The sequence below is a fragment of the Pseudomonas germanica genome (assembly GCF_019614655.1).
Taxonomy (GTDB): Bacteria; Pseudomonadota; Gammaproteobacteria; order Pseudomonadales; family Pseudomonadaceae; genus Aquipseudomonas; species Aquipseudomonas neuropathica.
This window is the reverse complement of sequence record NZ_CP071586.1, coordinates 5,841,339-5,854,959: the sequence shown is the minus strand read 5'-3', so window position 1 is coordinate 5,854,959 and position 13,621 is coordinate 5,841,339. Positions and strand designations below refer to the sequence as shown.

The window sequence follows — 13,621 nt, the reverse complement described above, 5'->3', positions numbered from 1 at the left end:
GTCACGCGTCCTTCTGCTTGGTGCCGAAGATCTTGTCACCGGCGTCGCCAAGTCCTGGGATGATGTAACCGTGCTCGTTCAAGCGCTCATCGATGGACGCGGTGTAGATGGTCACGTCCGGGTGAGCCTTTTCTACAGCGGCAATACCTTCCGGCGCGGCCACCAGCACCATGGCGCGGATGTCTTTGCAGCCGGCTTTCTTCAACAGATCAATGGTCGCCACCATCGAGCTGCCGGTAGCGAGCATCGGGTCGATGATCATCGCCAACCGTTCGTCGATTTCCGGAACCAGTTTTTCCAGATAAGTGTGCGCTTGCAGGGTTTCTTCGTTGCGGGCAACGCCCACAGCGGAAACCTTGGCACCCGGGATCAGGCTCAGCACGCCTTCGAGCATGCCGATGCCGGCGCGCAGGATCGGCACGACGGTGATCTTCTTGCCGGCGATCTTCTCGACCGACACGGTGCCGCACCAGCCTGCAATATCGTAGGACTCCAGCGGCAAATCTTTTGTAGCTTCATAGGTCAACAGGGCGCCGACTTCCTGAGCGAGCTCACGGAAGTTCTTGGTGCTGATATCGGCGCGGCGCATCAGGCCGAGTTTATGACGGATCAGCGGATGGCGGATCTCGAGGATGGGCATGGAAAAACTCCGGCGGCGGGCAAAAAAACCGGCCTAGATTAATCTATCCGAGGGTGATGTCCTATAGGACATTCTGTACGTTAGTCCATAAAGGCTTGATTCGGCCTCAATGGATGCGTACCTTTGCCCGCTTTTCCGAAAACATCCCCCCCTGGAGAGCGCCATGTCCGCTGATCTCGAGCATATCCGTCAAATCATGCGAGAGGCTGACTGCCTGTACACCGAAGCTGAAGTCGAGGCCGCCATCGCCCGCGTCGGTGCACAAATCAACGAACAACTGGCTGACAGCAATCCGGTAGTGTTCTGCGTGATGAACGGCGGGCTGATTTTCTCCGGCAAACTGCTGACGCATCTGCAGTTCCCGCTGGAAGCCTCCTACCTGCACGCGACCCGTTATCGCAACGAAACCAGCGGCGGCGACCTGTTCTGGAAAGCCAAGCCGGAAGTTTCGTTCATCGACCGCGACGTGCTGATCATCGACGACATCCTCGATGAAGGTCACACCCTCGGCGCGATCATCGACTTCTGCAAACACGCCGGTGCGCGCAAAGTGCACACCGCCGTGCTGATCGACAAGGATCACGACCGCAAGGCGCGTCCAGACCTGAAAGCCGATTTCGTCGGCCTGCCGTGCATCGACCGCTACATCTTCGGTTACGGCATGGACTACAAAGGCTACTGGCGCAACGCCAACGGGATCTTTGCCGTTAAAGGCATGTAAGAACCCAGCACTACCCCCTGTAGGAGTGAGCCTGCTCGCGATAGCGTCGTATCAGCCAACATCAACGTTGCTGACAGACCGCTATCGCGAGCAGGCTCACTCCTACATTTGTTTGCACGATACCCATGCTAGAGTGCTCGGCCCCGCCTTCCGGAGCCTGTCATGCGCCTCTTGATCCGCAGCCTCGCCGCGTTTTCCTTGATCTTCTGCCTGCCTCTTTCCGCCGCGCCGATGCACAGTCAATTCCTGCCGCCGGACGATCTGACCGTGCGCGATGCCGAGCCCGAGCAGCAGCAATTGCTGCAGGTCACTGATTATTCCGTGGTCGTCGGCGCGCAACGCCAGTCCAATCAACAACCGATTCCGGTCACGTCTCCATTGATGATTCGCCTCAAGGGCAAATCCCTCAACAAAGGCGCGACCATTACTCAGGTGTTGGTCAATTTCGACGGTGAAAGCAAAAGCCTGAAAAAGCCGGTTTATGACGACAAGAGCAAAACCCTCACACTGTTTTATCCACAGGCCCAATACCGCGTGATCATCGATCTGCTGCGCAACGACACTGTGTATGTGCAGTTCCTCAGTTACGCCAATGGCCATATCTGGGCCGATTTGCACACCGGGGCGGTGCGATCGCGTTGAGCCGGGCGGCCGGGCAGGGGTAAACTGCCCGCCCCGTGTAATGTCTGCGAGCTGGAGTCGGCAATGCGTAAAGATAAAAAACAAGTGATTGGTGACGAGATCGGCGATGAGCAGATCAAGCTGTTCCTCGATTTTGAGCCGGTCGACGCCACTTCGCCGTCGCTGCACAAACTGATCAAGGCTTACCGTGGCCTGCGCATTGATGATTTCGAGCGGTTTCTGACGTTCTTCGTTGCCGCCGGTTATGACGTGGATGGCAAGGACGAGCACGGTCAGACGTTCGTTGCTCAGATCAAGGATCAGCGCAACGCGGCCGAGTACATCGGGCTGATCGACAAGGCCCGCAGCTAAGATCAAAAGATCGCAGCCTGCGGCAACTCCTACAGAGAGTTTGTGTTTACCCTGTAGGAGCTGCCGCAGGCTGCGATCTTTTGCTTTTCAAGGCCATAAAAAAACGCCCCGCACTCACTGAGTACGGGGCGTTTTTTTATGCGGCAAGATCAAGCGTAGCTTGGGGTTTCGCTGCTTTCTTCAACCAGTTCCAGCGCGATGTTGTTCTGCGTGTTGATCTTGCGATACAGCGCAGCATCAGTTTCCAGGACCTTTTCACGGGCCGGGAAGATCTCCGCCAGTTTGCCAGCCCACTCACCCTTGGCCTTGGCCGGGAAGCACTTCTCGATCAGTTCCAGCATGATCGAAACGGTCACCGACGCGCCTGGCGAAGCGCCGAGCAGGGCGGCGAGGGAGCCGTCCTTGGCCGACACCAGTTCGGTACCGAACTGCAGGATGCCGCCCTTTTTCGGGTCTTTCTTGATGATCTGTACCCGTTGGCCGGCCACTTCCAGGCGCCAGTCTTCGGCTTTCGCCTCAGGGTAGAAGCGGCGCAGGGAATCCAGACGCTGCTCCATCGATTGCATCACTTCGCTGACCAGGTACTTGGTCAGGTCCATGTTGTTTTTCGCCACGGCCAGCATCGGCCCGATGTTGCCGGCGCGAACCGACAACGGCAGGTCCATGAAGGAGCCGTGCTTGAGGAACTTGGTGGTGAAACCGGCGTATGGCCCGAACAGCAGGGATTTCTTGCCGTCGACCACGCGGGTGTCCAGGTGCGGCACCGACATCGGTGGCGAACCCACCGCGGCCTGGCTGTACACCTTGGCCTGGTGATGCTTGACCACTTCCGGGTTGTCGCAACGCAGCCACTGGCCGCTGATCGGGAAGCCGCCGAAGCCTTTGCTTTCTTCGATGCCCGAGGCCTGCAGCAACGGCAGCGCCGCGCCGCCCGCACCGAGGAAAACGAACTTGGCGTCGACTTCACGGCTGCTGCCGCTGTTGACGTCCTTGATGCTGACGGTCCAGCCAGCGCCGTTACGCTTGAGGCCGGTAACGCGCTTGCAGTATTTGACTTGAGTGTCGGGAGCGCTGGTCAGGTGCTTGAGCAACTGATTGGTCAGGGCGCCGAAGTTGACGTCGGTACCGTTCATCACGCGAGTGGCAGCGAGGACTTCGTCCGGCGAGCGGCCCGGCATCATCAGCGGCATCCACTCGGCCATCTTGGCCTTGTCCTCGGTGTACTCCATGTCGGAGAAGGCGTGATGCTTGTGCAGGACGTCGAAACGTTCCTTGAGGAAGGAAACGCCTTTGTCGCCCTGAACGAAACTCAGGTGCGGCACCGGGCTGATAAAGGATTTGCACGAGCCGAACGTGCCTTTCTTGGTCAGGTACGACCAGAACTGCTTCGACACCTCAAACTGGGTGTTGATGTGCACGGCTTTCTTGATGTCGACGGTGCCATCGGCGGCTTGCGGCGTGTAGTTCAGCTCGCAAAGGCCAGCGTGACCGGTGCCGGCGTTGTTCCATGGGTTGGAACTCTCGGCAGCACCGGAATCCATCAGCTCGACGACTTCCAGCTTGATCGCGGGGTCGAGCTCTTTGAGCAGCACGGCCAGGGTGGCACTCATGATGCCCGCCCCAACCAGAACTACGTCGACTGCTTCGTTATGCGCCATTTAACGCGTCTCCAAAATCTGCAGCACCAAATTGTCGGCATGGCTGCCAGGCGTTCCGGGACAGGTCAGTGATGTCCAGGCTATCCATGGTCAGGTTCGCCATGTCCGAATCTTCGCAATTTTTCGCAACTTCGACGGATGTATGCGGCTTGGCTTTCAAGAGCTCCATGAACTCATTTCAGCACGCAGCTGGCAATTCGACTTATGGTCGAGACATCCGTTTTTGTGCAACCAAATCCGTAGCGGACAGGCTTCAGGCTCCGATATTCGAGGTATACCCGGTCCTGTGTCGTTGGGCTGTTTCAGACGCTAATGGTGCATGTTCAGACGCAAAACTTTTCATTTGCTCGCCACACTCTTGTGAAGTTGTGAAAACCCGTTTTTTTCACGCTCTTTTGAAGACGTGAACCTCAAAAAAGGGCTGTCCAGGCCTGGCACCTTGCCCGCAAAGGCAAAACAACGCGGTGGCCGAGCGTCATGACAGCTCTGCAGATTCGCGAAAAGCGGGGTTTTTGCCGGAAGAACAGGCAAGCGCGCCAACTTCACTCGATCTGTGTGGGCGGCTCTCTGTGGGCGATTTTGGGTGTCGATGCATGCGCATTGACGCTGTTGCGGGGCCCGATCAGGAGACGTCCTTATAATCGGGGGGAGATTGTATCGAAGAAATGCGGGCAGTTGCTCGTGTTTAATGACTTTTATTAGGCATCCGGTCAGATGCTCAACATCGCTTGCACCCGTGCACGGGGCTGCGACGCTATGACGCGGGCGCTGGCGGGCAGTGGCTGGTGCAACCAGTTGAGGCGGATTTCTTCGATTTCCACCCAACCGTCGCCCATCGGCTGCAGGCTGCACTGCTTGAATGCCTGGCAATGGCCATTGCGGTCGAGCAGGGCGAAGCTGCGGTGCAACGGGCGTGGCGCGAACAACGAGATCAGATAACGCATGATTGAGTACCTTGTGGGGGACTGATTGCAAGGTTGCCAAGGCGCCGTGACGTGAACGTGTATGCCGGGTGAATAATCTGTGACAGGAACCGCTTTCCCACGGGTTTGTCAGACATTTCAGTATTCGCTGCCGGGCGCTGGTTACCCGCAGTGGCCCACCGCTATACTGCCGGCCTGTTTGTGCCTGATTCTGGAGAGAAGAGCATGTTGCAACGCCTGTTGTTCGGTTTGATCACTGTGGCCGGTTTGACCCTGACCGGCTGCGCCCACAGCCCGCAACAACTGAGCCCGGAGCCGAAGCTGACCACTCAGCTGCCAGCGGTCGGCCGTGGCCAGCCAGTCGTCGTGCGTGTGGTTGACGGTCGTCCGTCGCCAACTTTGGGCACCCGTGGCGGCCTGTACCCGGAAACCAGCGCCATCACCGTGCAGCGCGAGCAGATCCTGCCGAAGTTGCAGGCTCAGGCTGAAGCCGCCGTGCGTTTGCTCGGCTTCACCCCGACCAACAACGCACCCAACGCTCCGCAGTTGACCGTGACCCTGGCCGAGCTGAAGTATCAGTCGCCGAAAGAAGGTATGTACGTGACCGAAGCGACCATTGGCGCAACCTTCCGCTCCGATGTGCAGAACGCCAACCGCCGTTATAGCGGCCGTTACGGTGCCTCGCTGGACCAGCGTTTCGGCATGGCGCCAAACCAGGAAACCAACACCAAACTGGTCAGCGATGTCTTGAGCGATGCGCTGACGCGTCTGTTCAAGGACCCGACGGTGGGTCAGGTTCTGGCTGAGTAAGTTTTCGGCGGATGTGAAAAAGCCCGGGGCCAGTGATGGTTTCGGGCTTTTTTGTGGGTGTCAGGTTTGGGATTTGTATCGTATGGGAGATCGATCCCCCTCACCCCAGCCCTCTCCCCCAAGGGGGCGAGGGGGAAAGGGAGCCGATCTGTGTTGTGCCTGCGATCTGCATTCATCTCGGAGTTTCAGGTCGATTTGCGTTGTTCTTGAGATCTACATTCACCTCGGACTTTCAGGTCGATGTACCTCGACAAAACACCTCGGTCAGTCCCCTCTCCCTCCGGGAGAGGGCTAGGGTGAGGGTGCTTTTGCTTTTAGGCAGCCTGGGAATAAAAGTCGAGCACGCTAACACCCGTCAACAAATCCGTCTCCGGCAAATCCGCATGCTGATGCCCGCCCAGCGCGCAATACACCAGCCAATGGCGATCCTGGACATTGAAGGCGAGGCTGCCGACAAGGCTTTGTTGCTCGTCGTAAGGGCTAATGAGGTACAGACGATCCTGGTTTTCAGCGTGAAGCATGTCGCGTTCCATGTGCGTTTCGAGGCGCGCATCTTGGTGTATCCACATGACGAAGCCGTGACACAGGACAGCCATCGGTCGATTGTCAGGTTATTTGTCGCAAAGACTGGGGGTGAACCGGCAGGTTTGGTTAGAATCCGCGCCGCAGTCGTCGATCTGGCGTCTGCCACACCGGTTCAGATAGAGGTCTGTGATGTCGCTGCACTTGATGACGCTGTTTACCGCCCATCCCGCCAAGTTGATCAACTTGCTCGCGTTGTTGTTGGCGTTTCCGGGGAGTTGGCTGCTGCACGCCACTCGTCGCCGTGAACAACGTGCGATGGCCAGCATTGCCGCTCAGCGCCAGGCGCAACCGAATGCCGAACCAATCCTTGATTGGGCGACCTTGCGCATGAACCGGTTTTTCTATCGTTTTGGTTTTGCTTGCCTCGGGCTGGCCCTGATCGTCTCCTGGATCAGCACGCGCTATTAAAAGCAAAAGATCGCCGCCTTCGGCAGCTCCTACACGAATCCCCTGTAGGAGCTGCCGCAGGCGGCGATCTTTTGATCTTGCCGTTGCTTTACAACGGCAACCCAGCCTTGACCCGGTATTGATTACGCACCGGCGTCGCATATTGCAGCACCAGATACGGACGATGCTCCTCAGGGCACGCATCCAAGCGTTCCTGCCACTCTTGCTGCGCCTTGGCCAGCTCATCCGCCGGGAACACCTCGGCAGCTTTCGGCACATTCAACTGCGGATCGGCATCGGCCCACTGGGCGTACGCCAGGTAGTGCACCGGGAACAACCGGTAGCCACCGAGAATTTGTTTGTCCATCTCGATCGCCAATTGCTTGGTGTCTTCGAACAGCTCGGTAATCGGCGCGGCAAAGTTCACGTGCACCCGGCCCTTGTAGCCAGTGATGCCTTTGGCGATGCTCACGTCATCTTCGCCCGGCGCTTTCGCGTAAGTGCCGGTGGTGGCGCGGATGTACAACTCGCGAGCCTTGGCCTGGTCGCACGGGTCATATTCGTAGCTGATCGACACCGGGGTAACGTTCAGCGAGCGGATGACTTCGCCGAACGGCTCGTCCTTGCGGCTCATGTGGAACATCTTGAGGATCGCCGACTCGGTACGGTCATCGCCATCCTTCGCCCGACCTTCAGCCTGAGCGATCCAGATCGACGCGCAATCGTTGCGGATCGAGTGGTTGATGTACGCCGACAGCAACTGATAAGCAGCCATTTTCTCGCGACGGCCGGTGATCGAACGGTGGACGATGAAGCTCTTGTTCAGACGCATCAGATCGCTGACAAACGGCTTCTGCAGCAGGTTGTCGCCGATCGCGATGCGCGGCGTCGGCAGGCCGGCGTGGTACACGGCGTAGTTGACGAAGGCCGGGTCCATGACGATATCGCGGTGGTTGGCGATGAACAGATAGGCGCTGCCGGACTTGAATTGCTCGACACCGGTGTAGGTCACGCCGTCGGTGGCGCGCTCGATGGTGTGGTCGACGTAGGACTCGACCTTGTCCTGCAACGTCGCCACCGAAGTCACGTCGGCGAACTCACGACGTAGCCGATGGGCTATAAGTGGTTTGAGCATCCAGCCGAAGGCACCGGCAAAACGCGGGAAGCGGAAGTGGGTGAGGATATCTAGAAACGCCTTGTCGCCGAGCAGTCTTGCCAGTACCACAGGTACTTCGCTGTCGTCGTAAGGTCGGATGGCATCGAATTCGCCCATCATGCTCTCTTGTTGGAAACGGCTAGGGTAAGTAAAGGTTTTGATCGAAAACCCGCGGGGCACGGTCTGAAAAAGTAGCCAGACAAAAATAGCCCTGCAAATAGACCGGCGATTATACGCACAAGTCACTTGGGAGACCGCGATGCTGGAAACCGCTGAATACGAATGTCCTTATTGTGGGGAGCTTGTTGAGACGTCGGTGGACTTGTCCGCCGGCGATCAGACCTATATCGAGGACTGTCAGGTGTGTTGTCGGCCAATAACGTTCGTATTGCAGGTCCATGGAGAGGACTGGTTTCTGGAAGTTTTCAGTGAGAACGAATAAGGGGCGCCCATGCAGCGAATCTACGAGCCGGAAAATCTGATGGAAGGTGAAATGCTCAAGGGCATGCTCGCCAGCGAAGGCATCGAGGCGCATTTGATTGGCCGCGATTTGCTCGGTGGAACGGGCGAGCTGCCGATCTTCGGTCTGTTGGGCTTATCTGTGGATAACGATCAGGCCGAATACGCCCGTGAGCTGATCACCGCGTACAATGCCGCGCTGCCGCTGCCCGGCGATGAACCGGAGAGCTTCCCCGGGACGCTGGTCTGTTAGGCTGAGCTTCGTATTACTTCAGAGTCGTGTTGCCCCATGTGTGGACGTTATGCCCTGTTTCGCTGGAACCGCGACTTCGCGGCCCTGCCTGGTTTTCCCGCCGATCAGCAGGCGCAGTGGAACATTTCCCCCAATGATTCGGTGCTGATGCTGCGTGCCAGTGAAGATGGCCAGCGCAGCCTGGCCCGCGCCCGTTGGGGATTAACGCCGCCGTGGCTGACCGATCTGTCGAAAACCCCGGCACATGCCCGGGCGGAAACCGTGGCTGAGCAGCCGATGTTTCGTGAGGCGCTGCGCCAGCGTCGTTGCCTGCTACCGGCGAATGGTTTTTACGAATGGCGCGGGACCCAGCGCAAGCGGCCGTTCTGGCTGACGCCGGGGGAGGGTTCTTCACTGTTTTTCGCGGCGATCTGGGAGGCTTATCCGGTGCAGGAACAGGTGTGGTTGAGTACGGCGGTGATTACTCAGCCGGCGTCGAGTCAGCGCCGGCCGTTGATTCTCGATGAGGCGGGGCAGGCGGCGTGGCTCGATCCCGAGACGCCGTTGCATGTGTTGCAGGGGTTGCTGGCCAGTGAACCCGCGGCGCTGCGTGAGCGGGTGTTGGCGAATCTGATCAATGATCCGAAGCTCAACGGGCCGGAGTGTTTGACCCCGGGCTAAAGCCTGCAGATCAAAAGCCCCTCACCCTAGCCCTCTCCCAGAGGGAGAGGGGACTGACCGCGGGATATTGACGAAACACACCGACTTGAAAGCTTTTCACCGAATCCATAATCGCCACGATTTTTCAGGTCGATGTATGACGGGAGACAACTCGGTCGGCCCCCTCTCCCTCCGGGAGAGGGCTGGGGTGAGGGGCTTTTCGCTTTTCAGACCTTGAACTGATTGATCAACCGCCGCTGCTGCTCTGCCAGTTTGGTCAAATCGGCACTTGCCGAACTCGACTCATCCGCGCCCCCCGCCACTTCATTGGCCACTTGCCCGATGTTGATCACATTGCGGTTGATGTCATCGGCCACCGCACTCTGCTCTTCCGCCGCACTGGCAATCTGCGTGTTCATGTCGTTGATCACCGAAACCGCCTGGGTGATCGTTTCCAGCGCCTCAGCCGCTTTCGCCGCATGCTGCACGCTTTCATCGGTGCGGTTCTGGCTGTCTTCCATGACCCGCACGACATCGCGGGTGCCTTGTTGCAGTTGCTGGATCATGCTCTGGATTTCTTCAGTGGCTTTCTGGGTTTTCTGCGCCAGATTGCGCACCTCGTCGGCCACCACGGCAAACCCACGACCCTGTTCACCGGCACGCGCCGCCTCGATCGCCGCGTTCAGGGCCAGCAGGTTGGTCTGCTCGGCGATGCCGCGAATGGCGGTGAGAATGGCGTTGATGTTCTCGCTGTCCTTGGCCAGGGTCTGTACCACATCCACCGCTTTGCCGATTTCCACTGCCAATACGCCAATCGAATTGGACGTATCGCGGACAATCTGCATGCCCTGGCTGGCGGCCTGGTCGGCATGACTGGCCGCTTGTGCCGCCTGCGTCGCGTTCCGCGCGACATCCTGCGCGGTGGCGGTCATTTCCTGCACCGCCGTGGCGACCTGATCGATCTCGGCCATTTGTTTTTGAATGCCGATGTTGGTGCGAATGGCGATGTCAGCGGTGTGTTCCGAGGAATCGCTGACGCTCTGTACCGACGTCACCACCTGCGTGATCATCGCCTGCAACTTGGCCAAAAAGGTGTTGAAGCCCTTGGCGATCGAGCCCAGTTCATCACTGCGATCGCTGCTCAAGCGTCGGGTCAGATCACCTTCGCCCTGCGCGATGTCATTGAGCATGGCGACCATCTGTTTAAGCGGTCGGGCGATGCCGTGGCCGACCAGCCAGATCACCAGCAGGCCGAGGCCGGCGATCAGCAGACCGACCATGGCCATGCCGAAGGTGTCGGATTTGCGTTGCGCATCGAGGTCGGCCTGCAGTTTTTGCAGATCCGCCATCACGGCGTTGAGCGGCAGTTGCAGCATCAATGTCCAGCGCGCGTCGGTCTGACCGATGCCGAACGGCAGGTACAACTCGATGCGGCCCTTGTCCTTGTTGACCGAGTAAGTCACTTCGCCGCGTTTGAGATTGGCCAGGTTGGCGGTCTGCCCGGCGTCGAGGATGTCGCTGACTTTCTCGCCGAATTTGCTCGGGTCTTGGGTGTACGCGACGATCCGGCCGTTGCCGCCGATCAGGGCCATTTGCCCGGCGCCGCTGTACAGCTTTTGGTTGGCGCCGAGGAGCATTTCCTGAATGAAGTTCACCGACAGGTCGGCGCCGACAATGCCCTGGAAGGCACCGTTAAGCATGATCGGCTCGATAAAGGAGGCGAGCATGACGATCTTGTCGCCGACCTTGTACGGCGCCGGATCGATCACGCAGGCTTTCTTCGTTTCCTTCGAGCACAAGTAGTACTCGCTGGCGCGCACGCCGGTGGACAGGGTTTTCTGGTCGTCGACGTCGACCAGTTTGTCCAGGCCGAGGGTGCCGTCATCGTTGCGGAACCACCACGGCAGGAAGCGCCCGTTGGCGGCATCGATGCCAACGACGCTGGTGCCGACGTAGGCCGCGTCATTGTGGTCCAGGGCGTTCTTTTCCCAGCCGATGTAAGTGCCGAGAATCTTCGGGTTCTTCTCGACGTTTTCTTTGATCAGGCTGATCAGTTGCTCGCGGCTGACGCTCAGGCGTGGCTGGCCATCGGCGCCCGGCGTGCCGAGCAGGGCGTTGACTCGCACCAGGCCGCCGGCAATCAGCAGCGGCGCCTCGAGCTCGCGCTGGATCTGGCTGACCTGGGTTTGCGCCAGCGAGGTCAGGCGCTGTTCGATGACTTGCTCGAACTGCGCCTGGGTGCGTTGTTGCACCATTTCTTGCGTGCGCGCACCGGAGAACAGCGCATACAGCACCAGCGCGGCGACCACACTGAGCACGATGGCGCCGGCCAGGGCGGCGACGGAAAACTGGATCGACTTGAACTTCATGGGAGCTCCGCACGCAAGAGGACGTCTGCGCTGATGTATCGGCAGCGGGCATTGGGCCATGAGTGCGAGCCGGAGCAATTGAAAGCTAATGTCGCAAATGGATCAGTGCGCGACGCAGTTGCACGGGACTTGGCGGTCGCTGTGAATTTTTTGCGACAGCTCTGGTGGGAAACGTCTGAAAGTCGCTGCAACACGTCCGTTGTATCTGGCGTCGATACAATTACCCGCCTAGGATACGCGCAGGTTTTCAGGGAGCTTTTGAATGAACAAGACATTGGTTGTAAGTGCACTGAGCGCAGCGCTGTTGCTGGTCGGTTGTCAGTCGGTCAACACCACCAGCGGCGGCGCCGTGGGGGTGGAGCGCAAGCAGTACATGTTCAGCATGCTGTCCTCGCAAGAGGTCGACCAGATGTATGCCCAGTCGTATCAGAAGACCGTCGGCGAGGCGTCCAGCAAAGGTGTGCTGGACAAGACCAGTCCCGAGGCCAAGCGGGTTCAGGCGATTGCCAACCGTCTGATTGCCCAGGCGCCGAACTTCCGTCCGGACGCGGCGCAATGGCAGTGGGAAGTCAATCTGATCAAGAGCGATGAGCTCAACGCCAACTGCGGTCCTGGCGGCAAGATCATTTTCTATACCGGGCTGATCGACAGCCTGAAACTCACCGACGATGAAATCGCTGCGGTCATGGGCCATGAAATCGCGCATGCCCTGCGCGAACACGGTCGTGAAGCGATGTCCAAGGCGTACGGGATTGAAATGGCCAAGCAGGGCGCAGGTGCATTGCTCGGTCTGGGTCAGGACAGTCTGGCGCTGGCCGACACCGTGGCCAACTACGGCATGACCCTGCCGAACAGCCGTGCCAACGAAAACGAAGCCGACCTGATCGGTCTGGAACTGGCCGCACGCGCCGGTTACAACCCGAACGCCGCGATCACTTTGTGGAACAAGATGAGCAAGGCATCGGAAGGTTCGCCGCCGGAGTTCATGAGCACTCACCCGGCTTCGACCAGCCGGATTGCCTCGTTGCAGGCGGCAATTCCGAAGGTTATGCCGTTGTACGAAAAAGCTCCTAAATCCTGAGTCGGTGATCGTTCCCACGCTCTGCGTGGGAATGCCTCAAGGGACGCTCCGCGTTCCAAGCGGGACGCAGAGCGTCCCCGGCTGCATTCCCACGCAGAGCGTGGGAACGATCCTTCACTGAGGATTAAACCCAGCCACTGCTCTGCATCGCCTTGTACACCGCAACAATCGCCAAAATCATGAATGCCGAAGCGGCGAGGCGACGGATCAAGGTCAGTGGCAGTTTGTCTGCGGCGAAGTTACCTGCCAGCACCACCGGCACGTTGGCAATCAACATGCCCGCCGTGGTACCGATAATCACCAGCCACAGTTCCGGATATTGCGCGGCGAGCATCACCGTCGCGACCTGAGTCTTGTCACCCATTTCTGCGAGGAAAAACGCAATCAGCGTGGTCAAGAACGGCCCGAACTTGCGTGCGGTGCTGGTTTCATCGTCATCCATTTTGTCCGGGACCAGTGTCCACAGCGCAGTGGCCGTAAAGCTTGCGGCGAGAATCCAGTGCAGCGTGGCATTCGAGAAGAAGCTGCCAAACCAGGCGCCTACCGCACCGGCTGCTGCGTGGTTGGCCAGGGTCGCGGCGACAATACCGGCAATGATCGGCCAGGGTTTGCGGAAGCGAGCGGCGAGAATCAGCGCGAGCAGTTGCGTCTTGTCGCCGATTTCGGCCAAGGCAACGATTGCGGTGGGAACGAGTAACGAGTCCAGCATCAGGATTTCCTAAGGGGCGGGTCGACACGGCTATGACACGTACAGCCTTCCCGCCCCGGGTAAGGTGTGCGTGTCATAGGTCTTGTCAAACCCTGCGATCCGTCTGCTGCGGACGCTTGGGTCGCATACGCCATGATCTGAGGATCAAGTATGTTGACGTATGCCGGACGAGCTTGGCGCTCGTGGGAGACTACTCCCCTAGGACGGAGCGGATTCTGCCTTCGCAAATCCGATTGAG

At 58.9% G+C, this 13,621-nt stretch carries 16 protein-coding genes and 1 riboswitch; of the genes, 9 read left to right on the top strand and 7 right to left on the bottom strand.

Translation table 11 applies throughout. The features are described from left to right. Position 1: 1 nt before the first annotated feature. Positions 2-640, bottom strand: a complete 639-nt coding sequence (gene upp, locus J0G10_RS25880) for a uracil phosphoribosyltransferase (protein WP_007912842.1) — start codon at positions 638-640, stop codon at positions 2-4. 163 nt (positions 641-803) lie between these two features. On the opposite strand from upp, the gene J0G10_RS25875 reads away from it, so the two are divergent. The 3 genes from J0G10_RS25875 (at position 804) to J0G10_RS25865 (ending at position 2,354) form a co-directional block, all read left to right on the top strand. Next, positions 804-1,361: a hypoxanthine-guanine phosphoribosyltransferase gene (locus J0G10_RS25875; RefSeq protein WP_008086142.1), complete on the top strand. Its 558-nt coding sequence runs from the start codon at positions 804-806 to the stop codon at positions 1,359-1,361. A 162-nt stretch (positions 1,362-1,523) separates the two neighbouring features. Then, positions 1,524-2,003: a hypothetical protein gene (locus tag J0G10_RS25870; protein WP_220556982.1), complete on the top strand. Its 480-nt coding sequence runs from the start codon at positions 1,524-1,526 to the stop codon at positions 2,001-2,003. 63 nt (positions 2,004-2,066) lie between these two features. Continuing rightward, entirely contained in the window at positions 2,067-2,354 is a 288-nt protein-coding gene (locus J0G10_RS25865; protein ID WP_095050623.1) for a PA4642 family protein, read from the top strand. Between the two features lie 149 nt (positions 2,355-2,503). Here J0G10_RS25865 and mqo read toward each other — a convergent pair whose 3' ends face one another. Together mqo and J0G10_RS25855 are read right to left on the bottom strand one after the other, a co-directional pair. After that, a complete protein-coding gene (gene mqo / locus J0G10_RS25860; RefSeq protein WP_095050624.1) occupies positions 2,504-4,012 on the bottom strand; it encodes a malate dehydrogenase (quinone) in 1,509 nt (502 codons plus the stop codon). A 710-nt stretch (positions 4,013-4,722) separates the two neighbouring features. After that, positions 4,723-4,956, bottom strand: coding sequence for a hypothetical protein (locus tag J0G10_RS25855; protein WP_007912834.1), 234 nt, complete (start codon positions 4,954-4,956; stop codon positions 4,723-4,725). A gap of 204 nt (positions 4,957-5,160) precedes the next feature. On the opposite strand from J0G10_RS25855, the gene J0G10_RS25850 reads away from it, so the two are divergent. Further along, a complete protein-coding gene (locus J0G10_RS25850) occupies positions 5,161-5,745 on the top strand; it encodes a YajG family lipoprotein (RefSeq protein WP_116255181.1) in 585 nt (194 codons plus the stop codon). Between the two features lie 314 nt (positions 5,746-6,059). Here the strand turns inward: J0G10_RS25850 and J0G10_RS25845 are convergent, their stop codons facing one another. Beyond that, positions 6,060-6,266 carry a hypothetical protein gene (locus J0G10_RS25845; protein WP_095050666.1) on the bottom strand — a complete coding sequence of 69 codons (207 nt, stop codon included), beginning with the start codon at positions 6,264-6,266 and terminating at the stop codon, positions 6,060-6,062. Positions 6,267-6,459: 193 nt separating this feature from the next. Here J0G10_RS25845 and J0G10_RS25840 point away from each other — a divergent pair, with 193 nt between their 5' ends. Further along, on the top strand, positions 6,460-6,738 hold the full coding sequence (locus J0G10_RS25840; RefSeq protein ID WP_093441332.1) for a hypothetical protein: 279 nt from the start codon (positions 6,460-6,462) through the stop codon (positions 6,736-6,738). 88 nt (positions 6,739-6,826) lie between these two features. Here the strand turns inward: J0G10_RS25840 and J0G10_RS25835 are convergent, their stop codons facing one another. Then, positions 6,827-7,990, bottom strand: a complete 1,164-nt coding sequence (locus J0G10_RS25835; RefSeq protein WP_176471301.1) for a 1-acyl-sn-glycerol-3-phosphate acyltransferase — start codon at positions 7,988-7,990, stop codon at positions 6,827-6,829. A 142-nt stretch (positions 7,991-8,132) separates the two neighbouring features. On the opposite strand from J0G10_RS25835, the gene J0G10_RS25830 reads away from it, so the two are divergent. From J0G10_RS25830 to J0G10_RS25820, 3 genes are read left to right on the top strand one after another with little or no spacing between them, the layout of a single operon-like run. Next, on the top strand, positions 8,133-8,315 hold the full coding sequence (locus J0G10_RS25830; RefSeq protein ID WP_095050626.1) for a CPXCG motif-containing cysteine-rich protein: 183 nt from the start codon (positions 8,133-8,135) through the stop codon (positions 8,313-8,315). Between the two features lie 9 nt (positions 8,316-8,324). Continuing rightward, complete coding sequence (locus J0G10_RS25825) at positions 8,325-8,585, top strand: putative signal transducing protein (protein ID WP_007912819.1); 261 nt, start codon at positions 8,325-8,327, stop codon at positions 8,583-8,585. 36 nt (positions 8,586-8,621) lie between these two features. Next, positions 8,622-9,245 carry an SOS response-associated peptidase gene (locus J0G10_RS25820; protein ID WP_095050627.1) on the top strand — a complete coding sequence of 208 codons (624 nt, stop codon included), beginning with the start codon at positions 8,622-8,624 and terminating at the stop codon, positions 9,243-9,245. A 206-nt stretch (positions 9,246-9,451) separates the two neighbouring features. Here the strand turns inward: J0G10_RS25820 and J0G10_RS25815 are convergent, their stop codons facing one another. Next, on the bottom strand, positions 9,452-11,593 hold the full coding sequence (locus J0G10_RS25815; protein ID WP_095125780.1) for a methyl-accepting chemotaxis protein: 2,142 nt from the start codon (positions 11,591-11,593) through the stop codon (positions 9,452-9,454). A 262-nt stretch (positions 11,594-11,855) separates the two neighbouring features. Between J0G10_RS25815 and J0G10_RS25810 the strand changes: the two genes are divergently transcribed. Beyond that, a complete protein-coding gene (locus J0G10_RS25810; RefSeq protein WP_095050629.1) occupies positions 11,856-12,674 on the top strand; it encodes a M48 family metallopeptidase in 819 nt (272 codons plus the stop codon). A 124-nt stretch (positions 12,675-12,798) separates the two neighbouring features. On the opposite strand, the gene J0G10_RS25805 is transcribed toward J0G10_RS25810, so the two are convergent. Then, the gene (locus J0G10_RS25805; RefSeq protein WP_077574495.1) at positions 12,799-13,383 is read right to left on the bottom strand and encodes a TMEM165/GDT1 family protein; all 585 of its coding nucleotides are present in this window, start codon (positions 13,381-13,383) and stop codon (positions 12,799-12,801) included. Between the two features lie 87 nt (positions 13,384-13,470). Then, positions 13,471-13,595, bottom strand: a riboswitch (yybP-ykoY riboswitch). Positions 13,596-13,621: the final 26 nt, after the last annotated feature.